Origin of the sequence: Phreatobacter sp. AB_2022a, assembly GCF_026847585.1 — a bacterium.
Taxonomy (GTDB): domain Bacteria; phylum Pseudomonadota; class Alphaproteobacteria; order Rhizobiales; family Phreatobacteraceae; genus Phreatobacter.
Genome location: NZ_JAPSET010000020.1, coordinates 12322 through 37224, shown reverse-complemented (window position 1 = coordinate 37224; position 24903 = coordinate 12322). Strand labels below are relative to the sequence as shown.

At 68.6% G+C, this 24903-nt stretch carries 24 protein-coding genes; 16 read left to right on the top strand and 8 right to left on the bottom strand.

Annotated features, from left to right (window positions below; all coding sequences use genetic code 11):
* The first annotated feature begins 145 nt into the window (after positions 1 to 145).
* The 3 genes from OZ671_RS15935 to OZ671_RS15925 are packed head-to-tail and all read left to right on the top strand — an operon-like array spanning position 146 to position 2904.
* A complete protein-coding gene (locus OZ671_RS15935) occupies positions 146 to 1786 on the top strand; it encodes a long-chain-fatty-acid--CoA ligase (RefSeq protein ID WP_268861667.1) in 1641 nt (546 codons plus the stop codon).
* 27 nt (positions 1787 to 1813) lie between these two features.
* Positions 1814 to 2446, top strand: coding sequence for a TetR/AcrR family transcriptional regulator (locus OZ671_RS15930; protein ID WP_268861666.1), 633 nt, complete (start codon positions 1814 to 1816; stop codon positions 2444 to 2446).
* A 32-nt stretch (positions 2447 to 2478) separates the two neighbouring features.
* Positions 2479 to 2904, top strand: a complete 426-nt coding sequence (locus OZ671_RS15925) for a GFA family protein (protein WP_268861665.1) — start codon at positions 2479 to 2481, stop codon at positions 2902 to 2904.
* Positions 2905 to 2914: 10 nt separating this feature from the next.
* Here the strand turns inward: OZ671_RS15925 and OZ671_RS15920 are convergent, their stop codons facing one another.
* The gene (locus OZ671_RS15920; RefSeq protein ID WP_268861664.1) at positions 2915 to 3988 is read right to left on the bottom strand and encodes a D-alanine--D-alanine ligase family protein; all 1074 of its coding nucleotides are present in this window, start codon (positions 3986 to 3988) and stop codon (positions 2915 to 2917) included.
* 188 nt (positions 3989 to 4176) lie between these two features.
* Between OZ671_RS15920 and OZ671_RS15915 the strand changes: the two genes are divergently transcribed.
* Positions 4177 to 4422 carry a type II toxin-antitoxin system VapB family antitoxin gene (locus OZ671_RS15915; RefSeq protein WP_268861663.1) on the top strand — a complete coding sequence of 82 codons (246 nt, stop codon included), beginning with the start codon at positions 4177 to 4179 and terminating at the stop codon, positions 4420 to 4422.
* Positions 4422 to 4850 (top strand): type II toxin-antitoxin system VapC family toxin, encoded by a 429-nt coding sequence (locus tag OZ671_RS15910; RefSeq protein WP_268861662.1) that lies wholly within the window; start codon positions 4422 to 4424, stop codon positions 4848 to 4850. The genes OZ671_RS15915 and OZ671_RS15910 overlap by 1 nt, the downstream gene beginning before the upstream one ends.
* A 236-nt stretch (positions 4851 to 5086) precedes the next feature.
* On the opposite strand, the gene OZ671_RS15905 is transcribed toward OZ671_RS15910, so the two are convergent.
* Positions 5087 to 5878 (bottom strand): HugZ family pyridoxamine 5'-phosphate oxidase, encoded by a 792-nt coding sequence (locus OZ671_RS15905; protein ID WP_268861661.1) that lies wholly within the window; start codon positions 5876 to 5878, stop codon positions 5087 to 5089.
* Positions 5879 to 6009: 131 nt separating this feature from the next.
* Here OZ671_RS15905 and hisD point away from each other — a divergent pair, with 131 nt between their 5' ends.
* From hisD to OZ671_RS15890, 3 genes are all read left to right on the top strand, one after another.
* Complete coding sequence (hisD, locus tag OZ671_RS15900; protein WP_268861660.1) at positions 6010 to 7305, top strand: histidinol dehydrogenase; 1296 nt, start codon at positions 6010 to 6012, stop codon at positions 7303 to 7305.
* A gap of 106 nt (positions 7306 to 7411) precedes the next feature.
* Complete coding sequence (locus tag OZ671_RS15895) at positions 7412 to 7894, top strand: UPF0262 family protein (protein ID WP_268861659.1); 483 nt, start codon at positions 7412 to 7414, stop codon at positions 7892 to 7894.
* Between the two features lie 6 nt (positions 7895 to 7900).
* A complete protein-coding gene (locus OZ671_RS15890) occupies positions 7901 to 8359 on the top strand; it encodes an arsenate-mycothiol transferase ArsC (RefSeq protein ID WP_268861658.1) in 459 nt (152 codons plus the stop codon).
* A gap of 95 nt (positions 8360 to 8454) precedes the next feature.
* On the opposite strand, the gene OZ671_RS15885 is transcribed toward OZ671_RS15890, so the two are convergent.
* Together OZ671_RS15885 and obgE are read right to left on the bottom strand one after the other, a co-directional pair.
* Positions 8455 to 9534 carry an NAD(P)H-dependent flavin oxidoreductase gene (locus OZ671_RS15885; protein ID WP_268861657.1) on the bottom strand — a complete coding sequence of 360 codons (1080 nt, stop codon included), beginning with the start codon at positions 9532 to 9534 and terminating at the stop codon, positions 8455 to 8457.
* A 152-nt stretch (positions 9535 to 9686) separates the two neighbouring features.
* Positions 9687 to 10754 carry a GTPase ObgE gene (gene obgE / locus OZ671_RS15880; protein WP_268861656.1) on the bottom strand — a complete coding sequence of 356 codons (1068 nt, stop codon included), beginning with the start codon at positions 10752 to 10754 and terminating at the stop codon, positions 9687 to 9689.
* A 291-nt stretch (positions 10755 to 11045) separates the two neighbouring features.
* Between obgE and OZ671_RS15875 the strand changes: the two genes are divergently transcribed.
* The 6 genes from OZ671_RS15875 (at position 11046) to OZ671_RS15850 (ending at position 17748) form a co-directional block, all read left to right on the top strand.
* Positions 11046 to 12641: an ABC transporter substrate-binding protein gene (locus OZ671_RS15875; protein ID WP_268861655.1), complete on the top strand. Its 1596-nt coding sequence runs from the start codon at positions 11046 to 11048 to the stop codon at positions 12639 to 12641.
* 89 nt (positions 12642 to 12730) lie between these two features.
* A complete protein-coding gene (locus OZ671_RS15870) occupies positions 12731 to 13708 on the top strand; it encodes an ABC transporter permease (protein WP_268861654.1) in 978 nt (325 codons plus the stop codon).
* Between the two features lie 16 nt (positions 13709 to 13724).
* Positions 13725 to 14642 (top strand): ABC transporter permease, encoded by a 918-nt coding sequence (locus OZ671_RS15865; RefSeq protein ID WP_268861653.1) that lies wholly within the window; start codon positions 13725 to 13727, stop codon positions 14640 to 14642.
* A gap of 46 nt (positions 14643 to 14688) precedes the next feature.
* A complete protein-coding gene (locus OZ671_RS15860; protein ID WP_268861652.1) occupies positions 14689 to 15669 on the top strand; it encodes an ABC transporter ATP-binding protein in 981 nt (326 codons plus the stop codon).
* The gene (locus tag OZ671_RS15855; RefSeq protein WP_268861651.1) at positions 15666 to 16658 is read left to right on the top strand and encodes an ABC transporter ATP-binding protein; all 993 of its coding nucleotides are present in this window, start codon (positions 15666 to 15668) and stop codon (positions 16656 to 16658) included. Before OZ671_RS15860 ends, OZ671_RS15855 begins: the two co-directional genes overlap by 4 nt.
* Positions 16659 to 16824: 166 nt before the next feature.
* Positions 16825 to 17748 (top strand): HNH endonuclease, encoded by a 924-nt coding sequence (locus tag OZ671_RS15850; protein WP_268861650.1) that lies wholly within the window; start codon positions 16825 to 16827, stop codon positions 17746 to 17748.
* 148 nt (positions 17749 to 17896) lie between these two features.
* Here the strand turns inward: OZ671_RS15850 and OZ671_RS15845 are convergent, their stop codons facing one another.
* The 3 genes from OZ671_RS15845 to OZ671_RS15835 all read right to left on the bottom strand — a co-directional run bounded on the left by OZ671_RS15845 (position 17897) and on the right by OZ671_RS15835 (position 21586).
* Positions 17897 to 19576: a thiamine pyrophosphate-binding protein gene (locus OZ671_RS15845; RefSeq protein WP_268861649.1), complete on the bottom strand. Its 1680-nt coding sequence runs from the start codon at positions 19574 to 19576 to the stop codon at positions 17897 to 17899.
* A 43-nt stretch (positions 19577 to 19619) separates the two neighbouring features.
* Positions 19620 to 20771: an acyl-CoA dehydrogenase family protein gene (locus OZ671_RS15840; protein WP_268861648.1), complete on the bottom strand. Its 1152-nt coding sequence runs from the start codon at positions 20769 to 20771 to the stop codon at positions 19620 to 19622.
* 182 nt (positions 20772 to 20953) lie between these two features.
* Complete coding sequence (locus tag OZ671_RS15835; RefSeq protein ID WP_268861647.1) at positions 20954 to 21586, bottom strand: NUDIX hydrolase; 633 nt, start codon at positions 21584 to 21586, stop codon at positions 20954 to 20956.
* A gap of 153 nt (positions 21587 to 21739) precedes the next feature.
* On the opposite strand from OZ671_RS15835, the gene OZ671_RS15830 reads away from it, so the two are divergent.
* Both OZ671_RS15830 and OZ671_RS15825 read left to right on the top strand, forming a co-directional pair.
* Positions 21740 to 23032 (top strand): glycerate kinase type-2 family protein, encoded by a 1293-nt coding sequence (locus OZ671_RS15830; protein WP_268861646.1) that lies wholly within the window; start codon positions 21740 to 21742, stop codon positions 23030 to 23032.
* A 184-nt stretch (positions 23033 to 23216) separates the two neighbouring features.
* The gene (locus OZ671_RS15825) at positions 23217 to 23783 is read left to right on the top strand and encodes an AAA family ATPase (RefSeq protein WP_268861645.1); all 567 of its coding nucleotides are present in this window, start codon (positions 23217 to 23219) and stop codon (positions 23781 to 23783) included.
* A 91-nt stretch (positions 23784 to 23874) separates the two neighbouring features.
* On the opposite strand, the gene OZ671_RS15820 is transcribed toward OZ671_RS15825, so the two are convergent.
* Positions 23875 to 24858, bottom strand: coding sequence for a tripartite tricarboxylate transporter substrate-binding protein (locus OZ671_RS15820; protein ID WP_268861644.1), 984 nt, complete (start codon positions 24856 to 24858; stop codon positions 23875 to 23877).
* Positions 24859 to 24903 lie beyond the last annotated feature (45 nt).

Below are 24903 nucleotides of genomic sequence, written 5' to 3'. Positions count from 1 at the left end.
GGTTTCGTGCTGCGGCTGCGAAACTTTTTCGCACAGGCGGGGAGGCCCGGCCTGCGGGGGCCGCCGCGGCGCCCGCCAAGGACAAGAAAAGACGAGATGATCACGCGCCGGACAGAGGCGCGATCGAGACACGGGAGGATGCCGCATGTTGCGCGGTATGATGATGGATACGCCGCTGAATGTTTCGGCTGCGATCGAATATGGCGCGGAAATGCACCCCGATGCCGCGATCGTATCGGCCACGATCGAGGGCGGCATCCATCGAACGACCTATGCCGAAACGCTGCCGCGCGTCGCCAAGCTCGCCCATGCGCTGACCGCGCTCGGCGTGAAGGAAGGCGACCGGGTGGCGACGCTGGCCTGGAACGGCTACCGCCATTTCGAGCTCTATTATGCCATCGGCGGCATCGGCGCGGTCACCCATACGATCAATCCGCGGCTGTTCCCGGAACAGCTCGTCTATATCGTCAATCACGCCAAGGACCGGGTGCTGTTCTTCGACATCAATCTCGCGCCGCTGGTCGCCAAGATGCGCGCGCACTGGCCGAAGGACCTGATCTACGTCGCGATGACCGATGCCGCGCACAAGCCGACCGGCGAAGGCCTGGAGGACGTGCTCGTCTACGAGGACCTCATCGCCGGCCAGCCCTCGACATTCGCCTGGCCGCGGATCGACGAGAACGCCGCCTGCTCGCTCTGCTACACGTCCGGCACGACGGGCGAGCCGAAGGGCGCGCTCTACAGCCAGCGCTCGGTCATGCTGCACGCGCTGTTCACGCTCACCTCGGGCATGTCGAGCCTCGGCTCCGGCGCGACCATCCTGCCGGTCGTCCCGCTGTTCCACGTCAATGCCTGGGGCCTGCCCTATACCGCGCCGATCGTCGGCATCAACCTGGTCATGCCAGGGGTCAAGCTCGACGGCCCCAATCTCTACGACCTCCTGGAGACGGAAAAGGCCACCTCGTCCTGGGGCGTGCCGACGGTCTGGCTCGGCCTGCTCGCCGAGATCGCCAAGCGCGGCGCCAAGCCCTCGGCGCTGTCGGAGGTGATCATCGGCGGCTCGGCCGCGCCCCGCGCCATGATCGAGAGCTTCGAGACCATGGGCGTCAGCGTCGTCCACGGCTGGGGCATGACCGAGATGAGCCCGGTCGGCACGCTCGGCGTCCTCGCGATGAAGGACAGGGCGAAGCCGCTGCAGGAGCGCATCGACCTGAAGGGACGGCAGGGCCGGCGCATGTTCGGCGTCGAGCTGAAGATCGTCGACGAGGAAGGCCGGCGCCTGCCCCATGACGGCGAGGCCTCCGGCGAGCTCTTCGTGCGCGGGCCGGCCATCGTCTCGGGCTATTACGAGAATGCCGAGGCCACGGCCCGGGCGCTCGACAAGGACGGCTGGTTCGGCACCGGCGACGTCGCGAAGATCACACCCGACGGCTATCTCATCATCGTCGACCGCACCAAGGACCTCGTCAAATCCGGCGGCGAGTGGATCTCCTCGATCGATGTCGAGAACGCGGCCATGGCCCATCCCGGCATCGCCGCCTGCGCGGTCATCGGGGTGCCGCATCCCAAATGGCAGGAGCGGCCGCTCATGGTGGTGGTCAAGTCGGCCGGCGCCGAGCCGAAGAAGGAAGAGATCTTCGCGACACTGGAAAAGGCCATCGCCAAGTGGCAGATGCCCGACGACGTCGTGTTCGTCGAGCAGTTGCCGCTGACGGCCACCGGCAAGGTGTCGAAACTGACGCTGCGCAAGCAGTTCGCCGACCATCCGCTGCCGGATGCCGGCTGACCGACCGACCGCGGACGACCGGCCACCATGTCGCTGACAATCGAAGACGTCGTCCCCCAGGATCGCCGCGAGGAAGTGCTCGCGGCGGCGGCCGAGTGCTTCATGCGCCGCGGCTACGAACAGACCTCGATGGACGATGTCGCGGACATGCTCGGCGCGACCAAGGGCCGCGTCTACCACCATTTCCGCTCCAAGCCCGAACTGTTCTTCGAGGTCTATCGCCGTGCCATGGCGATCCTGATGCATGCCGTCGAGCCGATCACCCGGCGCGGCGGCAGCGCCGGCGAGCGCCTGGGCGGCATGGCCAGGGCGCATACCCTGGCGATGATGGAAACGCGCTCGTTCCAGCGCAGCCTGACGCTTGGCGTCGATCTCTACCGCTTCGGCCATACCGGGCCCGAGCACAAGGCGGCGCTCGAGGAGCTGATGAGCCTGCGCTTCGTCTACGAGGACCTCTACCGCGACACATTCGCGGCCGGCCTTGCCGACGGCACGCTCGAGGTTTCCGATCCTTCGCTCGCCATGCGCACCCTGCTCGGCGCGCTCAACTGGGTGGCGGTGTGGTACACGCCGCGCCCGGGCGAGACACGCGCCCATCGCGAACGCCTTGCCGACGAGATCGTCGAAACCGTGCTCGGCGGCTACCGCGCCCGGCGCTGACCGCCGCAAATGTCACCGGGAAAGGCCAGGCCATGGCGAAACGTGTGACCGGGCGCTGCCTCTGCGGCGCCGTGACCTTCGGCTTCGACGCGGCGCCGGTCATGACGCGCGCCTGCTGGTGCCGCGACTGCCAATATCTCGCCTCGGGCAATGCCGCGATGACCGCGATCTTCTCAACGGAGACCTTCACCGTATCGGGCGAGCTCGGAGCCTACGAAAGCGCCGCCGACAGCGGCAACCGGATCCGTCGCCGGTTCTGCCCGCGCTGCGGCACGCCGCTGTTCAGCGACGATCGCGCCCTGCCGGACTATATGGTCGTCAGGGTCGGCGCCCTCGACGACCGCGAGATCGGCAAGCCGCAAAGCGTGATCTGGACCGGCTCGGCGCCGAGCTGGGGTCATGTCGATCCCGACATCCCCCAGACACCGGGGCATCCCGCGCAGATCCGCGCCGGGTGAGGCGCGACGATCAGGCCGTGGTTCGCCCGGCGCGCGCAAGCCCATGGGCGACCAGCGCCTCGATCACCTGCGCATAGCGGATGCCGCTCGCATCCAGCGCCTTGGCGTACATCGAAATGTCGGTGAAGCCCGGAATGGTGTTGATCTCGTTGACGACGAGGCTGCCGTCACCGCGCAGGAAGAAGTCGACCCGCGCCATGCCGTCGCAGCCGAGGCAAAGAAAGGCCTCGCGCGCCATGCGCTGCAACCGCGCGATGTCGTCCTCTGGAAGCTGCGCGGGCACGCTCAGCACCGCCCCGTCGGCATCGATATATTTGGCGTCGTAGCTGTAGAAGCCGTGGCTGTCGGCGGCGGCGATCTCGCCGGGCAGCGAGACGAACAGCTCGCCGTCGGGCCGTTCGAGCACGCTCAGCTCGATCTCGCGGCCTTGCACGAATTCCTCGACCAGCACCTTGCGGTCGTGCCGGAAGGCCTCCGCGAGCGCGGCGGCGAAGCCGTCCGGCGTCGTCACCTTGCTGACGCCGACCGACGAGCCCTGGCGCGCCGGCTTGACGAAGAGCGGCAGCCCGAGCGCGGCGCTGACGGTCTCGAACGACGGCGTCTCGCCCTGCTGCACGGTGACGAACCGTGCCACCGGCAGGCCCGCGGCGGCCAGCAGGCGCTTGGTCACGTCCTTGTCGATGGCGGTCGCCGATCCCAGGATGCCGCAGCCGACGAGCGGCACACCGAGCACTTCGGCAAAGCCCTGCACCGAGCCGTCCTCGCCGTGCAGGCCATGGAGCACGGGAAAGATCAGGTCGATCGCCGGCAGCTCGCGCGGCGCACCCGCGCCGGTCACCGCCAGGAGGCGGCCGCGGCCGCCGGGCAGGAAGGCAAGCTCCGCTCCGCCTTCGGCGATCGTCTCGGGCAGACGGCCCTCGGCCAGCTCCTGCCCGAGCCAGCGGCCGTCACGCGTCACGAAGACCGGGATCACCTCGAAGCGGTCCGCATCGAGCGCCTCGACGACGTTGCGGGCGGACATGATGGAGACGTCGTGCTCGGCGGAACGGCCGCCGAACAGGACGGCGATGCGCAAACGGGTCATGGCGGTTTCCGGTCTTTCAGCGGGTATTTCTCAAGCCTGCCCCGAATCGGCAGGCCTGAAGGCTGGGTTGAAGATCCTATCATGGTGCCGCCCGTCACGGCCGCCGGCGCCCGATTGACGGTCGGTCTGGTGCACTCGATGGATATCCATATATGATAAAAATGAATATTCATGGAGAGGACGAGCCGATGCCGCTCTATGTCCGGGACGATGATGTCGCGGCTATGGCCGCCGAACTGCAGAGCCTGATCAACGCACGCTCGAAAACGGACGCGGTACGCCAGGCGCTGCAGAATGAAATCGACCGCCAGAAGCGGCGGCTGCCGCTCGCCGCGCGGATATCTGCGCTGCAGCACCGCGTGGCAGCGCTCGGCCCAACCAACCCGGCCTTCGACAGCAAGGCCTTTTCCGACGAGATGTGGGACGGCCGGTGATGTTCATCGATACTTCGGCTATCGTTGCGATCCTGCTCGCCGAGGCTGATGCCGATGCCCTGATCCGGCGGATCGAGGAGACGCGTGAGGCGCGCTACGTCTCGCCGCTCGTTCGTTTCGAAGCAGCTCTGGCGATCGCACGGGCGAAAACCCCGACGGGCGGCGCCGCGCCTGCGGCGCGCGCCGCTCTCATCGACGAAGGCTGTGCCCTGGTCGACGCGTTCATCGAGGCGATCGATGCGCGGATGATCGACATATCTCCGATGATCGGCACAGGAGCTGTCGAGGCCGCGAAGACCTATGGCAAAGCGGTAGGCCACGCGGCCGACCTCAATTTTGGCGACTGCTTCAGCTATGCCTGCGCCCGTCAGCAGAAGGTCGGCCTCCTCTACAGGGGCGACGACTTCGCCCGGACCGATCTCGGCTAAAGCCCGGTGCGAACGGCCAAGGACGCTGATGCGTCGGGTCGCAGAGGGCCTCCCAAACGGCGGAACGAGAGCAGCAATTTGGGAGACGCCACCAACTGATATCCGCGATATCATACCAACGGCCCAGGACGCTGACGCGTCGGGCCGTTGAGGGCCTCGCAAATTGCTGAACGAGAACAGCAATTCGCGAGACGGAACCAACGGTCATCTGCGATGCCCGTTGGTATCAGTCGGCCTCAGCCTGCCCGGGCACGGGCCTCGCGCACCATCTTGACCAGGGTCTTGTGCAGGGCTTCGCCCGTCGTCACCCGTTCGGCGAAGAGCACGCGCGCGGTGCGCTCCCCGGCCGCGAGATCGAAGCCCTCGGGATCCGCGCCGGTCATCTTCCACGGGCCCGGCTCCTCGCCGGCCAGCACCGTAGCGTAGACCTGGACGGCGTCGGCGTGGTCGTCGTTCATGTGGTCGATCGCGCCTGCCTCGGCGGCGATCAGGCCCTCGGCATCGCCGATTTCGGTCTTGAGATCGGCGCCCGGCAGGTCGGCCGCCCGCGCGAAGCCGCCATTGAGATGGCCGGCCGCAACCGCGAGCCGCCACAGGCTGAAATCCGGAAAGTCGGCATAGAGCGCCGATTTCGGATTGCGGGCGACGAACCGCGCCTTGGCGCGGGCGCGCGCCGCCTCGTCCTCGATCCGCTCGAAGCGGCCGAGCACGGTGAGGCGCGGATGGGCGAGCGGATCACCCTTGCCGCCACGGGCGAGCAGGACGGAAGCGCGCGGATCGGCCTTCAGATTGGCGGTGTGGCTGGACAGATTGGAGATCATGATCAGCGGCGCGCCGTCGAAATCGGTCGCAACCGTCACCAGCGTCGTCACCGGATGGCCGGTATTGCGGTCCAGCGTGCCGAGGGCCGCGACGCGCACCGAGCGCAGCAGGTCCTTGGCCCATTCGACCGGCTTGAAATCGGCCGGTTGCGGCGCGTTTTCGTTCGGATTTGCCGGCATGGCCCCGGGCTGGGTCTTGATGTCCATGGTCATTCTCCGCTTTTCGCGCGGGACCATGGCCGCGCCGCGGCGCCGAGGCAAGCCCCGACACGGCCGGCCACGGGGCTTGACGCCCGCCGGCACCTCCCGCATGGGTCCCGCTCAAGAGGACCGAGCCCATGCCCCTTCGCCTGTCGACCGCCCAGGATGATTTTGCCGCCCGCTTCGCCGATCTCCTGGCGATGAAGCGCGAAGTGTCGGAGGAGGTCGGCCAGACCGTCAAGGCGATCGGCGCCGATATCGCCGCCCGCGGCGACGCCGCGCTGATCGCGCTGACGGCCCGGTTCGACCGCCTCGACCTGACGCCCGCCACCATGCGCGTCACGGGCCAGGAGATCGCCGCCGCGCGCGCCGCCTGCGACCCGGCGACGCTCGATGCCCTGAAGCTCGCCGCCGAGCGGATCGAGAGCTACCATGTCAGGCAGAAGCCGAGCGACGACCGCTTCACCGACGCGCTCGGCGTCGAACTCGGCTATCGCTGGACGGCGATCGAGGCGGTCGGGCTCTATGTGCCCGGCGGCACCGCCGCGTATCCATCCTCGGTGCTGATGAACGCGGTGCCGGCCAAGGTCGCCGGCTGCCCGCGCGTCGTCATGGTGGTGCCGGCGCCCGACGGCGTGCTGAACCCGCTGGTGCTCGCCGCCGCCGACCTTGCCGGCGTCGACGAGATCTACCGCATCGGCGGCGCGCAGGCGATCTTCGCCCTGGCCCTCGGCACCGAAACCATCGCCCCGGTGGCCAAGATCATGGGCCCCGGCAATGCCTTCGTCGCGGCGGCCAAGCGCCAGGTCTTCGGCACGGTCGGCATCGACATGATCGCCGGCCCGTCGGAAGTGCTGGTCATCGCCGACGGTTCAGCCAATGCCGAATGGATCGCCGCCGACCTCCTCGCCCAGGCCGAGCACGACACCGCCGCCCAGTCGCTGCTGATCACCGACGACGGAGCGCTCGCCGACGCGGTGATCGCCGCGGTGGAAGGCCAGCTCAAGAGCCTGCCGCGTGCCGACATTGCCGGCGCGAGCTGGCGCGACTACGGCGCGGTGATCGAGGTCGCCAGTCTCGACGAGGCCGTGCCGCTGGCCGACCGCATCGCCGCCGAACATCTCGAAATCATCGCCGACGACGCCGAGGCGCTCGCCGGCCGCATCCGCAATGCCGGCGCCATCTTCCTCGGCGGCCATACGCCGGAGGCGATCGGCGACTATGTCGGCGGCTCCAATCACGTGCTGCCGACGGCCCGCTCGGCGCGCTTTTCCTCCGGTCTCGGCGTGCTCGACTTCATGAAGCGCACCTCGATCCTGAAATGCGGACCGGATCAGCTCGCCGCGCTCGGCCCGGCGGCCATCGCGCTCGGCCAGGCCGAGGGCCTGGCCGCCCACGCCCGCTCGGTCGCCATCCGCATGAACCGGGGCTGATGCGCTCGGCCCGGCGGCGTCACGACACGGTCGACAGACGCCGCTCCAGCCGGCATTGTCACAGTCCGAACCGGGACCTGCCGAGAATGCCAAGAAGAGGCCTGTCGTGACCGATCCGAAGCCCTTGCGCCGGCTGGTGGCCGTGACCCTGGACGAGGCCTCGATCGGGCGATCCTCGCCCGATGTCGAGCACGAGCGGGCGGTCGCGATCTACGACCTGATCGAGGAGAACTCGTTCGGTCCCAAGGGCGTCGACGGCGGCCCCTTCACGCTGCACATCTCGCTCGCCGAGGGCAAGCTGGCCTTCGACATCAAGCACGAAGACGGCCGGCAGGTGGTGACCCACATGCTGTCGATGACGCCGTTCCGGCGGATCGTGAAGGACTATTTCATGATCTGCGACAGCTATTACGAGGCGATCCGCCACGCGACGCCGGCGCAGATCGAGACCATCGACATGGCCCGGCGCGGCCTGCACAACGAAGGTTCGGAGACGCTGAAGGAGCGCCTGAAGGACAAGCTCGACCTGGATTTCGACACGGCGCGGCGGCTGTTCACGCTGATTTCAGTGCTGCACTGGAAAGGTTAGCCGGCTTTGTCGGACCGCCGCCGTAACCCCCAGGCCGTCCTGTTCGCCTGTGGCATGAACCAGGTGCGCTCACCCATGGCGGCGGCGATCATGCAGCATTTCTTCGGCAGGTCGATCTTCGTCGACAGCGCCGGGGTGCGCAAGGGCGAGCACGATCCCTTCGTCGATGCCGTCATGGACGAGATCGGCATCGACACCCACAAAAGCCGCCCGAAGACCATCGAGGAGCTCGAGGAATGGGAAGGGCTCAATTTCGATCTCGTCGTGACGCTCGCGCCCGAGGCTCATCACCGGGCGCTCGACCTGACGCGGACGCTCGACATGGAGGTCGAATACTGGCCGACGCCCGATCCGACGCTGGCCCAGGGCTCGCGCGAGCAGCGGCTCGATGCCTATCGCGGCGTGCGCGACATGCTGCTGTCCAACATCCGCAAGCGCTTCAGCCGCAGCACCGGCAATGAGTGAGGCTGGCGAATAGCGAGTGGCGAGTGGGGATGCAGCCATCGACGTCGAGCTCGGCCGCGGACGGCTGCATGGCCCTACTCGCTATTCGCCACTCGCTATCCCCTGCCCAGCCTTGCCAACTGCTCCTGCGTCTCGACGGCCAGCCGCCGGGTGAGTTCGCCGGCGCCGATCTCGCGGCCGAGGGCAGCGGCCTGACCGGACCAGAGCGATGAGAAATCGCCCGAGCCTGCGGCTTCGGCCTTGGCCTTGAGCGGCGCCAGCGCGCCGCCGGCGGTCGGGAAGGCTGGCGCATCGGCGGAGAGCGGACCGATCTCGCGCATGACGCGGTTGACGATGCCGCGCGCCGGCCGGCCGGTGAACAGGTTGGTCAGCGCGGTCGAATCGTCCTTGGCGGTCTTCAGGGCCGCCCGGTGCATGGCCGTGACCTTGGCTTCCGGCGTGAACAGATAGGCGGTGCCGATCTGCACCGCGGATGCGCCGAGCGCGAAGGCCGCCGTAATGCCGCGGCCATCGGCGATGCCGCCGGCGGCGATGACCGGCAGGGCCACGGCATCGACCACCTGCGGCACCAGCGCCATCGTGCCCGCCTGGCTCGCGACGTGGTCGGTGAGGAAGATGCCGCGATGGCCCCCGGCTTCGGCGCCCTGCGCGATGATCGCGTCGCAGCCATGGTCCTCCAGCCAGCGCGCCTCGTCGGCAGTGGTCGCCGAGGAGACGATCCGGGCGCCGGCCGCGCGCACGCGATCGACCAGCGCGGGCGCCGGCAGGCCGAAATGGAAGCTGACGACCTCCGGCTTCAACTCCTCCACGACGGCGCAATAGGCATCGTCGAAGGGCGCCCGGCTGCCGGCCGGCGTCGGCATGGCCGGGTCGAGGCCGAATTCACGGTAGAAGGGCGCCAGGCGCTGCTTCCAGCCGGCCTCGCGCGCCGCATCGGCGGCAGGCGGCGTGTGGCAGAAAAAGTTGACGTTGAGCGGCCGCGCCGTGCGCTGCCTGACGAGGCCGATCTCGTTGCGCAGCTGCTCGGGCGAAAGCAGCGCGCCGGGCACGGCGCCGAGCCCGCCGGCCTCGGCCACAGCCACCGCCAGCTCCGCGCCCTGCGCCCCGGCCATGGGGGCCTGGAGGATCGGCAGCGCAATGCCGAAAAGGTCCTGGATACGCCGGTCGAGAGCCATGATCGCCTGCCTTGCAGCGGTGGGGTCCTGAGGCCCGGCAGCTTAGCCGAGATCGAGGGGCGCACGCAGCAGGGCCGATCGACGGACAGGCATTCGCCAGACCGGACGCGAGACGGCGGCGAGGCGACACCGGCCGCGTCCGGCCGTCGTGGTCAGGGGCGCCAGCCGGTCGCCACGGGCTCGTCGGCATCCGGTGCCGACGGCGCCGGCTCGGCGGCACGGGCCGCGTCGATGATCTTCATCAGCTCGCGAAGGGCCGCCTCCACCCCTTCGCCCGACGCCGCGGACAAGACCAGCGGCGTCTTGTTGACCGCACCCTTCGCGGCCCGCTTCAGCCGCGCGAGCTGTTCCTTGCGGGTCTCCGGATCGAGCGCGTCGGCCTTGGACAGGGCGACGATCTCGGGCTTCTCGGCAAGCCCTTCGCCATAGGCCTCGATCTCGGTGCGGACGAGCTTGTAGGCCTTGCCGGCATGCTCGCTGGTGCCGTCGACGAGATGCAGCAGCACGCGGCAGCGCTCGACATGGCCGAGGAAGCGGTCGCCGAGGCCATGGCCGTCATGGGCACCTTCGATCAGGCCGGGAATGTCGGCGAGCACGAATTCGCGGCCGACCACGCGCACCACACCGAGGCCGGGATGCAGCGTGGTGAACGGATAATCGGCGATTTTCGGCTTGGCCGCGGTGGTGGCGGCGAGGAAGGTCGACTTGCCGGCATTGGGCATGCCGACGAGACCGGCATCGGCGATCAGCTTGAGGCGCAGGATGATCCAGGCCTCCTGCGCCGGCTGGCCCGGATTGGCATGGCGCGGCGCCTGGTTGGTCGAGCTCTTGAAATGGGCGTTGCCGAAGCCGCCATTGCCGCCTTCGAGCAGGACGACGCGGTCGCCCACCTTGGTGAGGTCGGCGAGCAGCGTCTCGCCGCTCTCGTCGAAGACCTGGGTGCCCGCCGGCACTTTCAGCACGACGTCGGCGCCGCGCGCACCGGTGCGGTTGCGGCCCATGCCGTGGACGCCGATCTTGGCCTTGAAATGCTGCTGGTAGCGGTAGTCGATCAGCGTGTTGAGGCCCTGCACGCATTCGATCACGACATCGCCGCCACGGCCGCCGTCGCCGCCGTCTGGCCCGCCGAACTCGATGAACTTGGCCCGATGAAACGAGACGCAGCCGGCGCCGCCGGCACCCGATTTCACATAGACCTTGGCCTGATCGAGAAACTTCATGTTCCGCCCACGCGCCGCCGGACATGGCGGGAGGGGTTCCTAGCCCGAAATATCAGGCGAAAACAAGGAAAAGCGAGGTGCGAGGGGCAATTGATCGGTGTTCGCTTCCATCGCGGGCGGAGCGATCTGTGGGCCGAGGCGCGGAGGGGGCTTCCTATAAGGGCTTTTCCGAAGTTCAATGCGGCGGCATGGTCGGCGCCCAGAGGAACGGCAAGTTCCCGTCCGGCGCGAGGCAAGGGGAAGAGCGGGATGTATCGCTATCGCACGATCTTGGGCGCGGCCGCGGCTGCAATGGCCCTTTCCATCTGGGCGCCGGCGCTGCCGGCCGCCGCGCAGGAGCTGCGCGTCGGGCTCTCGGCCGAGCCGAGCTCGGTCGATCCGCATTTCCACAATCTGACGCCGAACCACCAGCTGCGCTCGCATGTCTTCGAATCGCTGACCGACCAGGACAAGAACCAGCAGCCGATCCCCAAGCTCGCCGAAAGCGTCCGGGCGGTCGATCCGACCACCTGGGAGTTCAAGCTGCGGCGCGGCGTCAAGTTCACCGACGGGACCGAATTCACCGCCCGCGACGTGATCTTCTCCTATTGCCGCGTGCCGAAGGTGGAGAACTCTCCCTCCTCGCTCGTCGTCAGCATGCGCGCGATCGCCACCATGACGGCGCCCGATCCCTATACGATCATCGTCACCACCACACAGCCGCACCCGGTGCTCGCCAACGAATTGTCGAACATTGCGATCATCTCGGCGAAAGCCGCCGGGGCGCCGGAAAACCTCGCCTTCAACCGGGCCGGCTGCACCGGCATGGAGGCCTGGCCGAAGACCGAGGACTTCAACAACCTCAAGCTTGCCGTCGGCACCGGGCCGTTCCGCTATGTCTCGTTCACCCGCGGCGACCGCATCGTGCTGGAGCGCAACGACGCCTATTGGGGCGACAAGCCGGCCTGGCAGCGCGTCACCTTCCGGCCGATCACCCAGGCCGCGGCGCGCGTCGCCGCCCTGCTCGCCGGCGATGTCGACTTCATCGAGAACCCGCCGATCCAGGACCTGCCGCGGATCAAGCAGAACCCGCAATTCGTCACGGCGGAAGCCCTGTCCAGCCGGATCATCTACCTGCACTTCAACTATCTGACCGAAACCGCGCCTCCCGGGGTCACCGATACGGGCGGCAGGAACCCGTTCCGCGACCGGCGCGTGCGCGAGGCGATCAGCCTGGCCATCGACCGCGACGCGATCGTCGCCCGCATCATGGGCGGCGTCGCCGTCGCCGCGGCCGAACTGCTGCCGAACCCGCTGCCCGGCACCAATGCCGGCATCAAGCCGGAGCGGCCGAATATCGAGCGGGCGCGCAAGCTGCTCGCCGAGGCCGGCTATCCCAACGGCTTCGGGCTCGTCCTGGCGACCCCCAACGACCGCTACATCAATGACGGGCAGGTCGCCCAGGCGGTCGCCCAGATGCTGACCCGCATCGGCATCAAGACGCAGATCGATGCGATGACCGCCTCGACCTTCTTCGCCCGCCGCAACCGCGCCGAGTTCGGCTTCTGGCTGTCCGGCTGGGCCGCCGACACGGCGGAAATGTCCAACCCGCTGCGCGCGCTGGCGGCAACGCCCGACCGCAATCGCGGCATGGGCACGACCAATCCGGGCGGCTATTCCAACCCGGCCATGGACGCCAAGCTGTTCGAGGCGCTGACCGTGGTGGATGATGCCCGCCGCAACGCGCTGCTCGCCGAGGCCTCGCGCATGGCGATGAGCGATTTCGGCCTGATCCCGCTGCATTTCGAGGTCTCGGTCTGGGCCTTCAAGCGCGGACTGACCTATACGGCGCAAATGAACCAGTATACCCGCGCCGAGCTCGTGCAGCAGGCGCCCGCGTCGCGCTGACCATGGTTCCCGCGGCCGGCCGACCGGTCGCGGGCGCCCTTGCAGGCCGCCTTCACAGCCTCGCCCCGAGCCGCAGGGAGACCTGAACGATGCTCGTCTTCATCCTTCGCCGCCTCGGCCAGAGCGCATTCGTGGTCACCGCCATGGCGGTGCTGGTGTTCCTCGGCGTCTATGCGATCGGCAATCCGATCGACATCCTGCTCGCGCCCGATGCAGATCAGGCCGAACGCGATGCGGCGGTGGCCCGGCTCGGCCTCGACAAGCCGCTCTATGTCCAGTTCGGCATGTTCGCCTGGAACCTGCTGCACGGCGATTTCGGCAAGAGCTTCGTCCACGGCGTCGATGCGCTCGGCCTCATCGTCTCGCGCATGCCGGCGACGCTCGAACTCGCCGTGGTGGCGCTCGGCCTCACCGCGCTGATCGGCGTGCCGCTCGGCGTCATTGCCGGGCTGAAGCACGACACGGTCGTCGGCCGCAGCATCATGACCGGCTCGGTGGTCGGCTTCTCGCTGCCGAACTTCTGGTTCGGCATCATGCTGATCCTGCTGTTCGCGGTGACGCTGCAATGGCTGCCGGCCGGCGGCCGCGGCCCGACCGGCACGCTGTTCGGCGTCGAACTGTCGCTGCTGAACCCGGCGGGCTGGCCCAACCTGATCATGCCGGCGCTGACGCTCGCCATCTACAAGACCTCGCTGGTGATCCGGCTCGCCTATGCCGGCACGCGCGAGGCCATGCTGCAGGACTATGTGCGCTTCGCCCGCGCCAAGGGCCTGTCGCCGGCGCGCATCATCGGCGTGCACCTGATGAAGAACATCCTGATCCCGGTCGTCACCGTGCTCGGCCTCGAGCTCGGCGCCATGATCGCCTTCGCCGTCGTCACCGAGCAGGTGTTCTCCTGGCCGGGCATGGGCAAGCTCCTGATCGACAGCATCTATCGCCTCGACCGGCCGGTCATCGTCGCCTACCTGATGATCGTCGTGGTCATGTTCGTGATCATCAATCTGGTGGTCGACATCCTCTATTCGATCCTCGATCCGCGGGTGCGCCTGCAGGACGTGGAAGCCTGACGCGGGAGGCCCGATCATGACCGACGCAGCCCTGCCCGTGCCGCCGGTTTCGGCCGAACCGGTCGAGACCCCCCTTGCCCGTTTCGTCGCCGAATTCTGCGAAAGCCGGGTCGCGGTCGGCGCGCTGATCCTCGTCGTGCTGCTGGCGCTGGTCTCGATCCTCGCGCCCTGGCTGACGCCGCAGAACCCCTACGACATGACGCAGATCTCGATCCTGGACAACATGCTGGCGCCCGGGGAGCGCTCGCTCGACGGCCGGCTCTACCTGCTCGGCACCGACGACCAGGGCCGCGACATGCTCTCGGCGATCATCTACGGCCTGCGCCTGTCGCTGTTCGTCGCGGCGAGCGCCACCGTCATCGCACTGGTGGTGGGGCTCAGCGTCGGCGTCGCCGCCGCCTATTTCGGCGGGCGGATCGACAGCGTGATCATGCGGGTGGTCGACCTGCAGCTGTCCTTCCCGGCGATCCTGATCGCGCTGATCCTGCTCTCGCTGCTCGGCACCGGCATCGACAAGGTGATCATCGCGCTCGTCACCACCCAATGGGCCTATTATGCCCGTACCGTGCGCGGCGGCGCGCTGGTCGAGCGGCGGCGCGAATATATCGAGGCCGCCCACTGCCTGGCCCTGCCCAAGCACCGGATCATCTTCCGTCACCTTCTGCCCAACTGCCTGCCGCCGCTGATCGTGGTGGCGACCGTGCAGGTCGCCCATGCCATCTCGCTGGAGGCGGTCTTGTCCTATCTCGGCGTCGGCGTGCCGATCACCGAGCCCTCCCTCGGCCTGCTCATCTCCAACGGCTACAAATACATCCTCTCGGGCAAATATTGGGTCAGCGTGCTGCCCGGCGTCGCGCTGCTCATCACCATTCTCCTGATCAACCTGGTCGGCGACCACCTGCGCGACCAATTGAACCCGCGACTGAAGAAATGAGCGGCGGCATGACCGGACCAGGGCGGATCAGCGCGAGGCGCGCGGCATGACGGATGTCCTCGAAGTCACCGACCTCAAGACCCATTTCTTCACCCGTGCCGGCGTGGTGAAGGCGGTCGACGGCGTCTCCTTCAAGGTTGCGCGCGGCCAGGTTCTCGGCCTCGTCGGCGAATCCGGATCGGGCAAGTCGATCACCGGCTTCTCGACCCTCGGCCTGATCGATCCGCCCGGCCGGGTCGTCTCCGGCTCGATCCGGCTGATGGGTCAGGAACTCACCGGGCTCGGCGAGAAGGCCTGGCGCGACATTCGCGGCCGGCGCATCGCGATGATCTTCCAGGACCCGATGATGACGCTCAACCCGGTCCTGCGCGTCGACACGCAGATGATCGAGACGCTGAAGGCGCATGTCGACATTTCCAGCGAAGCCGCGCGCGAACGCTGCCGCGAGGCGCTCGCCCAGGTCGGCATCGCCTCGCCCGACCAGCGGCTGGAAAGCTATCCGCACCAGTTTTCCGGCGGCATGCGCCAGCGCGTGGCGATCGCCATCGCGCTGCTGCACAAGCCGGCCGTGATCATCGCCGACGAGCCGACGACCGCGCTCGACGTCACCATCCAGGCGCAGATCCTGGCCGAGGTGCAGAAGCTGGCCGCCGATACCGGCACGGCCCTCGTCTGGATCACCCACGACCTCGCCATCGTGTCCGGCCTCGCCGACCGCGTGGCGGTGATGTATGCCGGCCGGGTGGTGGAGGAAGGGCCGACCACGGAGGTGCTCGCACGGCCCGGCCACCCCTATACACGCGGCCTCCTGGAAAGCCTGCCGAGCCGCAATCCGCGCGGCCAGCCGCTCGCCCAGATACCGGGCATGACACCCAATCTGCTGCGGCTGCCCAAGGGCTGCCCCTTCGCGCCGCGCTGCATAGCCGTCAAGGCCGATTGCCAGGCCGAGCCGCCGCCGGAGACCCGGCCGCTCACCGAACGGCGGCTGCGCTGCTTCCATCCGGTGCTCGACGAGGCCGCGGCATGACGACACCGATCATATCAGTCGAAGGCGTCTCGAAACGGTTCGCCAAGGAGCCGGACCTTGCCGCGAAGCTCGCCGGGCTCGTCGGCGCGGGGCCGAAACGCGAGGTGGTCCACGCGCTCGACACGGTCGACCTCGCCATCCGGCCGGGCGAGGTCATGGGCCTCGTCGGCGAATCCGGATCGGGCAAGTCGACGCTCGGCCGCATCATCGCCGGCATCTGGCAGCAGTCGGGCGGCAAGGTCTACTACGAAGGCCGCGACCGGACGACCCTGGCCGGAACCGACCGCCGCGCCGCCGCCCTCGCGGTGCAGATGGTGTTCCAGGACCCGATGTCCTCGCTCAATCCGCGCATGCGGATCGAGGACATCGTCAGCGAGGCCCCCGTCTATCACGGCATCGTCGACAAGGCCGGGGCGGCCGACTATCTCGCCGATCTCATGCGCAAGGTCGGCCTCGATCCGGCCTATGCCAAGCGCTATCCGCACCAGTTCTCGGGCGGCCAGCGGGCGCGCATCGGCATCGCCAGGGCGCTGGCGGTGCGGCCGAAATTGATCGTCGCCGACGAAAGCGTCGCGGCCCTCGACGTCTCGATCCAGGCGCAGGTGCTCAACCTGTTCATGCAGCTGCGCGCCGATTTCGGCCTGACCTACCTCTTCATCAGCCACGATCTCGGCGTCGTGCGCCACGTCGCCGACCGGGTCGCCATCCTCTATCTCGGCCGCATCGTCGAGCTGGCGCCGGCCGAGGAGCTGTTCGCCGCGCCGAACCATCCCTATACCCAGGCGCTGCTCGCCGAGGTGCCGCGGGTCGATACCGGCAAGCGCCGGTTCAAGCCGATCGAAGGCGAGATCCCCTCGCCGCTCGTGCCGCCGCCCGGCTGCCATTTCCATCCGCGCTGCCCGATGGCGAGCGCGCGCTGCAGGACGGAGGTGCCGGCGTTCAAGGAGATCGCGCCGGGCCGTTTCTCGGCCTGTCATCTGAACGGCTGAGGCGATGCGCCGCGGGGCGATATGAAGGTCAGGTGGCGATCGCCGATCGCGGGCATTTTCGCCGCCCCCCGGCATTCGCTCGATGACAAACGGCAAGCGGAAAGGATAGCCTGAAACCACGCGGCAAGTTTCTGTTCGGAGATCGGAACGGAGCAGGGGGGCTTGGATGGCGGTGAAGATTGTGGTGGCGGTCACGGATGGCGACTGGTTCGACCATCTGCGTCGCCAACCCGGTCTGACCGAAGTGAATTTCTGGTCGCCATCGCCAAAGCCATTTCGCGCACTCCAGCCGGGCGAATTGTTTCTGTTCAAGCTTCATGCACCGACGAACATGATCGTGGGCGGCGGTGTCTATGCGTCCTCGACGATCATGCCATTGTCACTGGCGTGGGAAGCCTTCGGTACTGCAAACGGCGTCGCCAGCCTCGCCGACATGCGATCTCGCATTCTGCGCTACCGAAAGCCGCCATCTTCGACGACCGGCCCGATCGAGATCGGCTGCCGGATACTCACGCAGCCATTCTTTTTGCCGAGAGAACTCTGGTTCCCGCCGCCAGCGTCATGGTCAAAGAATATCGTCTCATTCGCAACCTACGACACCGACAGCCGTGAAGGGCTGGAACTGTGGCAAGGTGTGCAAGGCGCGACAACCGCGCTCTCTCAAAATGTCGGTTTCGCCGAGCCGTCTCGCCGGTACGGTGAGCCGACACTCATTCGGCCGCGGCTCGGCCAAGGCGCTTTCAGGCTCGTCGTGACGCAAGTCTACGAGAGGCGATGCGCCATTACCAAAGAACGAACGCTGCCGGCCCTCGAAGCCGCCCATATCCGCCCATATGCCGACGGCGGGGAGCACTCCCCCACCAATGGAATTCTCATGCGTCGAGACATCCACAGCCTGTTCGATCAGGGATATGTCACGATCACGCCGGAACGTCGCTTCGAAGTAAGTCGTCGCATCCGCGAGGAGTTCGAAAACGGCCGTCATTATTACGAGCTGCACGGATCGGAAATTCGCTCTCCGCTTGCCCAGCACGAACGGCCGGACGCCGCGCTGCTACGCTGGCACAACGAGAACCGCTATCTCGGTTAGTCCGCTTTGACACCGCAGCGCCCGCGGAAGCCGGGTGACCTGTCGCCTCGGCGGCCAAGTCTATTCCTGGCCGCCGAGGCGGCGACCAGGGTCTTCGATGGAACCAGCTATTGCCACAGCGGTGCCGCCTGGCGGCACTTGCGCCCAGTCAGCCCTTGCCCTGCGCCTTCGCGCGGATCTGGTCGATCGTGGTCGCCGGCGTGATCGCCTGCTGGTCGAGGAAGAGATGCAGGATGGCCGGCTTGCCCGAAGCGACCGCCCGCTCGAAGGCGGGAGCGAACTCGCTCGTTTCGCGCACCGTCTCGCCATGGCCGCCATAGGCGCGCGCGAGCGCGGCGAAGTCGGGGTTCTTCAGCGCGGTCGCGACGACCCGGCCGGGATAGTCGCGCTCCTGGTGCATGCGGATCGTGCCGTACATGCCGTTGTCGACGACGATGACGACGATCGGCAGGTCGTACTGGCAGGCGGTGGCGAATTCCTGGCCGTTCATCATGAAGCAGCCGTCGCCGGCGAAGGCGACGACGGTCTTCTCCGGATACATGCGCTTGGCGCCGACCGCGGCCGGCGTGCCGTAGCCCATCGAACCGCAGGTCGGGGCGAGCTGCGAACCGTAGCGCCTGAAGCGCAGGAAGCGGTGGACCCAGATGGCATAGTTGCCGGCGCCGTTGCAGACGATGGCATCGTCGGGCAGGCGGTCGCGCAGCCAGGCCATGATCTCGCCGTACTGGAGCGCACCTGGCAGGCGGGCGGGATTGCCGGTCCAGCCGAGATAGCTTTCGTGCGCCTTGGCGGCGCTGCCCTTCCAGGCGATGTCCTGCGGCGGCTGCAGGCCCTCGACCGCGGCGGCGAAGGCGGTCGGGCTCGCCTGGATCGGCAGATGCGCCTGGTAGACGCGGCCGAGCTCCTCGGGGCCGGGATGAATGTGGACGAGCGTCTGGCTCGGCTGGGGAATGTCGATCAGCGTGTAGCTCTGCGAGGCGATCTCGGAGAGGCGGCCGCCGAGGGCGATGATCAGGTCGCTGTCCTTGATCATGGCGATGATCGCGGGATTGCAGCCGAGGCCGAGATCGCCGGCATAGTTGGCATGGCCGTGATCGAACAGCATCTGGCGCCGGAACTGGCAGACCACCGGCAGTTCGAAGCGCTCGGCGAAGCGCGTGACCGCGCCGACCGCCTTGTCCGACCAGCGCGACCCGCCGAGCACCAGGACCGGCTTCTTGGCGGCCCAGAGCAGCTTCTGCAGCTTCATCATGTCGCTGTTGCCGGGCCAGCTCTCCACCGCCTCGACGCGCGGGGCGTCCGGCACCTCGGCCGTGTCGGTGAGCATGTCCTCGGGCAGCACCAGCACGACCGGGCCTGGACGGCCCTGCATGGCGGTCGCATAGGCGCGGGCGACCATCTCGGGAATGCGGTCGGCCTCATCGATCTCGGCCACCCACTTGGCGATGCCGCCGAACAGCTTGCCGTAATCGACCTCCTGGAAGGCGTCGCGGCCGCGCATCGAGCGGTCGATCTGGCCGACGAACAGGATCATCGGGCTCGAATCCTGCTGGGCGATGTGCAGGCCGGGCGAGGCATTGGTGGCGCCGGGCCCGCGCGTCACCATGCAGATGCCGGGCCGGCCGGTAAGCTTGCCATAGGCTTCCGCCATCATCGCCGCACCACCTTCCTGGCGGCAGATGGTGACCTTGGTATCGGCATCGTGCAGCGCGTCGAGCACGGCCAGGTAGCTTTCGCCAGGCACGCAGAAGACGTCGGTCGCGCCCTGGATGATCAGCTGATCGACGAGAATCTGGCCGCCGGTGCGGCTTATCGGTCGGGTGGTCATGCTTCGGGCTTCCTCGGCTGAGCGTGAGTCCGGTTGGGACGGGTTATTGACGCAGGGCTTCGCGGGCGATGATCAGGCGCTGAACCTCGCTCGTGCCCTCGTAGATGCGGGTGATGCGGGCGTCGCGGAAATGCCGCTCCACCGGAAAGTCGGCACAATAGCCGGCACCGCCGTGGAGCTGCAGCGCGGTGTCGGTGGCGCGCAGCGCCGCCTCGGACGCGAACAGCTTGGCCATCGAGGCCTCGCGGCCGAACGGCTCGCCGCGATCCTTCTTCGCCGCGGCGTTGAGGATCAGGAGACGCGCGGCCTCGATATCCGTCTCGCGGTCGGCGATCATCCACTGGATGCCCTGGAATTCGGCAATCGCCTGGCCGAACTGCCGGCGCTCGAGGACATAGGCCTTGGCGGCATCCATGGCCGCGCGGGCGATGCCAAGCGACAGCGCGGCAATGCCGATGCGCCCACCGGCAAGCTCGCCCACCGCGATGCGGAAGCCGTCGTCGAGCTTGCCCATCAGCGCGCTCGCCGGCACCCGGCAATTGTCGAAATGCACGACATTGGTGGCCGAGCCATGCTGGCCGAGCTTCTTCTCCGCCTTGCCGATGGTCAGGCCGGGCGTGCCGGCCTCGACCAGGAAGCAGGAAATGCCCTTGCCCTTGCGCGCCTCGGGGTTGGTCACCGCCCAGACGACGAACAGCCCGGCATATTCGGCCGAGGTGATGTAGAGCTTCTGGCCGTCGAGCACGAAATGATCGCCGTCGCGGCGTGCACGCGCCTGCATGCCGGCCGGATCCGAGCCGGCGCCGGCCTCGGTCAGGCAGAAGGCGCCGGCCGGATAGGTGCCGTCGGCGAGCTTCGGCAGATAGCGCTGCTTCTGCTCCGCCGAGCCGACCGCCTGGATCACCTCGGCGACCATGTTGGTGACCGAGGTGGTCACGCCGGTGGAGGCGCAGGCATAACCCAGCTCCTCCACGGTGAGGGCGAAGGCGACCGAGCCGGCATCCGTGCCGCCATGGTCGGACCGGATATTGACCGCCATGAAGCCGGCCTCGGCGAGCGCCTTGAGATTGGCCAGGAATTCGGCGCGCCCGCCGCCCTGGTCGAGCGTCTCGGCAAGCGGCCGGACCCGGTCGGCGGCGATCCGGCGGGCGGTGTCGCGGATCAGCACTTCTTCTTCGCTGAGTTCGAACAACATCTCACGCTCCCAGGAAATCCGCGCGCCCGCGGGGCCTTGCCGGCGGCGGCCGCACCCACGACCGGCGGCGGGCGGCGGCGGATCGCATGACGCCCGACGGACGGGTCCCATCTCTTAAGAGAGCGCCTGCCGGCTCGCAATCCACCAAAATGCAGGGCGCCGCCGTCATTTCCGGCACAGGTTCAGCGCCAGGCGAACAGCGGCTGCTCGAGATCGGCGACCCGCGTCGGCCGGCCGGCGAGCACCTCGCGGAACTGGTAGATCAGCGCGGCGGTCGGCGCGTGGATGACGTCGCCCGACAAGGTCAGCCGGACCACCCGCCGCCGGCTTTCCGGAATGGTGGTGAAGTCGATCGCCGCCTCGCGCATGATCTCGGCGAGCGGGATGCGATGGACCGAGGCGACCTCCGCCGGATTGGGCCGCAGCACCGGCGCGCTGCCGGCCCAGGCGACGACCGGCGTCACCAGGTAGCCGGAACGTGTCGGATAATCGTCAAGCAGGCCGAACACGTCGCCGGCGCCGAGCCGCAGGCCCAGCTCCTCGTCGAGCTCGCGCAGCGCCGCGTCCACCGGGCTCTCGCCGGCATCGCAGCGCCCACCGGGCAGGGCCCATTGGTTGGCATGGGCTCTGAGCCCGCTGGCGCGGCGGGTCAGGAGGAAGGCCGCCTCGCCCGAGCCATCGGCCGTGTCGGTGACGACGAGCGCCACCGCGGCGCGCTTCAGCCCGGCCTCGTCGTCGGGCGCGGGCTGGCGGCGGAAGGCAGCGACGCGCGTCGCGATCTCGGCCCGGCAGGCATCGTCGAAAGGGTGCAACATGACACCCCTGCCATAAGCCATGCCGGGGAGCGGCGATAGCGCCGGGCCGGATGACTGCCGCCCGATCGCCGCGACATGCCGTCCCGCGGGCGCGCTTGCGGTTGCCGCCGCGACCTGCTTGTGTGTCCGCCGCACCCGACAGGCACGACCCCCGTGACATATCGCTCAGACCCCCGCGCCTTCCTGATCTCGCTCGGCCATGCCGCGATCGCCGCGGCCCTGCCCGACCGCATCGCCGAGCATCTGCCGTCGGTGCCGACCGGCCGCACCGTGGTGGTCGGCGCAGGCAAGGCGGCGGCGGCCATGGCGGCGGCCTTCGAGAAGGTCTGGCCGGCGCCGCTGAGCGGCACGGTGGTGACGCGCTACGGCCACGCGGTCCCGGTGAGCCGGATCGAGGTCCTGGAAGCGGCCCATCCGGTGCCTGATGCGGCCGGCGCGGCGGCCAGCCGGCGCATTCTCGAGCGGCTCCAGGGCCTCGGCCCCGACGACCTGGTGGTGGCGCTCATTTCGGGCGGCGGCTCGGCCCTGCTCGCCGCTCCCGCCGGCGATCTCAGCCTCGACGACCTGAAGGCGGTCAATGCCGCGCTGCTCGCCTCCGGAGCCGATATCGGCGCGATGAACTGCGTGCGCAAGCATGTCTCGGCCATTGCCGGCGGCCGGCTCGCGGCCGCGGCCTATCCGGCCAAGGTCGTCACCATCGCCATATCGGACGTCCCCGGCGACGACCCGGCGGTGATCGCCTCGGGCCCGACCGTGCCGGACCCGACCACGCGCGCGGATGCGCTCGCCATCGTCGACCGCTACCGCATGGCGCTGCCGGACCGGGTGATGCGGCACCTGGAGGATGCCGCCTCGGAAAGCCCGAAGCCCGACCACCCCGCCTTTGCCGCCGGCAGCGACATCAGGCTGATCGCCCGGCCGATCGAGAGCCTGGCCGCCGCCATGCGGATCGCCGATGCGGCCGGCCTGCCGACGCTGGTGCTCGGCGACACGATCGAGGGGGAAGCCCGCGACGTCGCCCAGGTCCATGCGGCGCTCGCCCGCTCGGCGCTGGAGCACGGCCTGCCGGCAAGACCGCCGCTGCTGATCCTGTCGGGCGGGGAGACGACGGTGACCCTGCCGAAGGACCGCCCGACCGGCCGCGGCGGCCGCAATTCCGAATTCGCCCTGGCCCTCGCCGTCGCGCTGCAGGGCTTTTCGGCCGAGCAGCGGGCGCGGGTCCATGCCCTCGCCATCGACACCGACGGCATCGACGGCATCGAGTCCAATGCCGGCGCCGTGGTGACCCCGGCGCTGCTCGACGCGGCCGCCGCGCGCGGTCTCAATCCGCGGACCTTTCTCGACCGTCACGACGGCTTCGGCTTCTTCGCCGAGCTCGACGGCCTGGTGGTCACCGGCCCGACCCATACCAATGTCAATGATTTCAGGGCTATCCTGATCGCCTGAGCAGGCCGCGCTACCGCCGCCATCATTGCCGCCGCCGCGGCCCGACGATCGCCACTCGCCCGCCCCGGGGCGTGCCTTGTCTTTGCACGCCCGGCCGCCGCCCCTCGCCTTCCCCAGCCAATCGTCCCGCCGCATGGCGCGGCGCACCGTGCCGTCACACCCTCCAGACCCCACCGGACATGCCATGACCGCGACAGCCACAACCGATTCCGACCACCTCTTCGTCATCACCGGCGGGCCGGGCTCCGGCAAGACCACCCTGATCGAAGCGCTGGTCGCGGCCGGCCTCGACACTTCGCCCGAGGTCGGCCGGCGCATCATCCAGGACCAGCAGGCGGTCGACGGCCCGGCCTTGCCCTGGCGCGACCGCGGCCTGTTCGCCGAGCTGATGCTGGCCTTCGAAATGACCCATCATGCGGCGGCCTCGCGGCGGCCCGGGCCGGTCCTGTTCGACCGCGGCGTACCCGACGTGATCGGCTACCTCGATCTCATCGGCCTTCCCGTGCCCGACCACATGGACCGGGCGGCGCGGCGCCTGCGCTACAACCGGCGCGTCTTCATCGCGCCGCCCTGGCCCGAGATCTATCGCAATGACGGCGAGCGCAGGCAGGATCTCGACGAGGCCGCGCGCACCTGCGAGGCGATGGTGCGGACCTATGGGCGCTACGGCTACGCGCTGGTCGAGCTGCCGCGCGCGCCGGTCGAAAGCCGCGTGGCCTTCATTCTCGACGTCCTGGCGAGGCCGGCCTGATCTGGACCGCGGCGCGGCGAGCCCGAAGCCGGAAACGACGACGCCCGGCCGATGGCCGGGCGTCGCACGGGACCGTTGCGCCGGTCCGGGGTCAGTTGGTCGCGGTGACGCCGGCCGCCTTGATGACCGGGGTCCAGCGGGCGATCTCCGATTCCAGGAAGGCGCGCAGGCCCGCGGGCGTCGCCTGGACGTCGGTCGGCAGGTCGGCGCCCAGCTCGGCGAGGCGGGACTTGACGTTGGGATCGGCGAGGGCCGCGCGCAACGCCTCGTTCAGCCGCGTGACGACCGCTTCCGGCGTCCCCTTCGGCGCCAGCATGGCGTTCCAGACCACCACCTGATAGCCGGGCAGGCCCGCCTCGACGGTGGTCGGCACGTTGGGCAGCGCCGGGTTGCGCTGCTGCTGGGCAACGGCGAAGGCCTTGATCGTGCCGGCGCGGACCTGCGGCGCGACATTGACCACCTGGTCGCAGAGATAGTCGACCTGGCCGGCGACGAGGTCGTTCATGGCCGGGCCCGTGCCGCGATAGGGCACGGTCTGCGGATTGACGCCGATGATCGAGTTGAGCAGCAGGCAGGTCGTGTGACTCACCGAGCCGATGCCGGCATGGGCGTTGTTGGCGTTGCGCTCGTTGGCCTTCAGCCAGGCGACGAATTCGGCGAGATTGTTGGCCGGCAGCGCGTTCTTGGCGGTGATCAGGATGGCGTTGGTGTTGACGAGGCCGATCGGCGCGAAATCGTTCACCGGGTGGTAGCGCAGGTTCGGATAGAGTGCGACCGAGGCGGCATGGGTGCCGGTATGGCCGATCATGATGGAATAGCCGTCGGCGGCCTGCGTGGTCAGCCGGGTCGAGCCCGTGGTGCCGCCGGCGCCCGAGACGTTTTCGATCACGATGGCCTGGCCGAGATTGCGGCTCATGGACTCGGCGACGATCCGCGCCACCACGTCGGTAGGCCCGCCAGCCGCGAACGGGATGATCATGGTGATCGGCCGCGTGGGATAGGTCTGGGCGGCGACGGGGCTCGCCCCGGCAACCAGGGCCGCCGCGGCCGCGGCGAGCAGGTTACGTCTGTTCATGTCCGTCCTCCGGTGATGACCCGCGTTTCGCATCGAGAAAATTCG

Excerpts from the sequence above, each read along its gene's own strand:
- OZ671_RS15935 (WP_268861667.1), top strand. The coding sequence starts at position 146 with ATGTTGCGCGGTATGATGATGGATACGCCGCTGAATGTTTCGGCTGCG.
- OZ671_RS15930 (WP_268861666.1), top strand. The coding sequence starts at position 1,814 with ATGTCGCTGACAATCGAAGACGTCGTCCCCCAGGATCGCCGCGAGGAA.
- OZ671_RS15925 (WP_268861665.1), top strand. The coding sequence starts at position 2,479 with ATGGCGAAACGTGTGACCGGGCGCTGCCTCTGCGGCGCCGTGACCTTC.
- OZ671_RS15920 (WP_268861664.1), bottom strand. The coding sequence starts at position 3,988 with ATGACCCGTTTGCGCATCGCCGTCCTGTTCGGCGGCCGTTCCGCCGAG.
- OZ671_RS15915 (WP_268861663.1), top strand. The coding sequence starts at position 4,177 with ATGCCGCTCTATGTCCGGGACGATGATGTCGCGGCTATGGCCGCCGAA.
- OZ671_RS15910 (WP_268861662.1), top strand. The coding sequence starts at position 4,422 with ATGTTCATCGATACTTCGGCTATCGTTGCGATCCTGCTCGCCGAGGCT.
- OZ671_RS15905 (WP_268861661.1), bottom strand. The coding sequence starts at position 5,878 with ATGGACATCAAGACCCAGCCCGGGGCCATGCCGGCAAATCCGAACGAA.
- hisD (WP_268861660.1), top strand. The coding sequence starts at position 6,010 with ATGCCCCTTCGCCTGTCGACCGCCCAGGATGATTTTGCCGCCCGCTTC.
- OZ671_RS15885 (WP_268861657.1), bottom strand. The coding sequence starts at position 9,534 with ATGGCTCTCGACCGGCGTATCCAGGACCTTTTCGGCATTGCGCTGCCG.
- obgE (WP_268861656.1), bottom strand. The coding sequence starts at position 10,754 with ATGAAGTTTCTCGATCAGGCCAAGGTCTATGTGAAATCGGGTGCCGGC.
- OZ671_RS15875 (WP_268861655.1), top strand. The coding sequence starts at position 11,046 with ATGGCCCTTTCCATCTGGGCGCCGGCGCTGCCGGCCGCCGCGCAGGAG.
- OZ671_RS15870 (WP_268861654.1), top strand. The coding sequence starts at position 12,731 with ATGCTCGTCTTCATCCTTCGCCGCCTCGGCCAGAGCGCATTCGTGGTC.
- OZ671_RS15865 (WP_268861653.1), top strand. The coding sequence starts at position 13,725 with ATGACCGACGCAGCCCTGCCCGTGCCGCCGGTTTCGGCCGAACCGGTC.
- OZ671_RS15860 (WP_268861652.1), top strand. The coding sequence starts at position 14,689 with ATGACGGATGTCCTCGAAGTCACCGACCTCAAGACCCATTTCTTCACC.
- OZ671_RS15855 (WP_268861651.1), top strand. The coding sequence starts at position 15,666 with ATGACGACACCGATCATATCAGTCGAAGGCGTCTCGAAACGGTTCGCC.
- OZ671_RS15850 (WP_268861650.1), top strand. The coding sequence starts at position 16,825 with ATGGCGGTGAAGATTGTGGTGGCGGTCACGGATGGCGACTGGTTCGAC.
- OZ671_RS15845 (WP_268861649.1), bottom strand. The coding sequence starts at position 19,576 with ATGACCACCCGACCGATAAGCCGCACCGGCGGCCAGATTCTCGTCGAT.
- OZ671_RS15840 (WP_268861648.1), bottom strand. The coding sequence starts at position 20,771 with ATGTTGTTCGAACTCAGCGAAGAAGAAGTGCTGATCCGCGACACCGCC.
- OZ671_RS15835 (WP_268861647.1), bottom strand. The coding sequence starts at position 21,586 with ATGTTGCACCCTTTCGACGATGCCTGCCGGGCCGAGATCGCGACGCGC.
- OZ671_RS15825 (WP_268861645.1), top strand. The coding sequence starts at position 23,217 with ATGACCGCGACAGCCACAACCGATTCCGACCACCTCTTCGTCATCACC.
- OZ671_RS15820 (WP_268861644.1), bottom strand. The coding sequence starts at position 24,858 with ATGAACAGACGTAACCTGCTCGCCGCGGCCGCGGCGGCCCTGGTTGCC.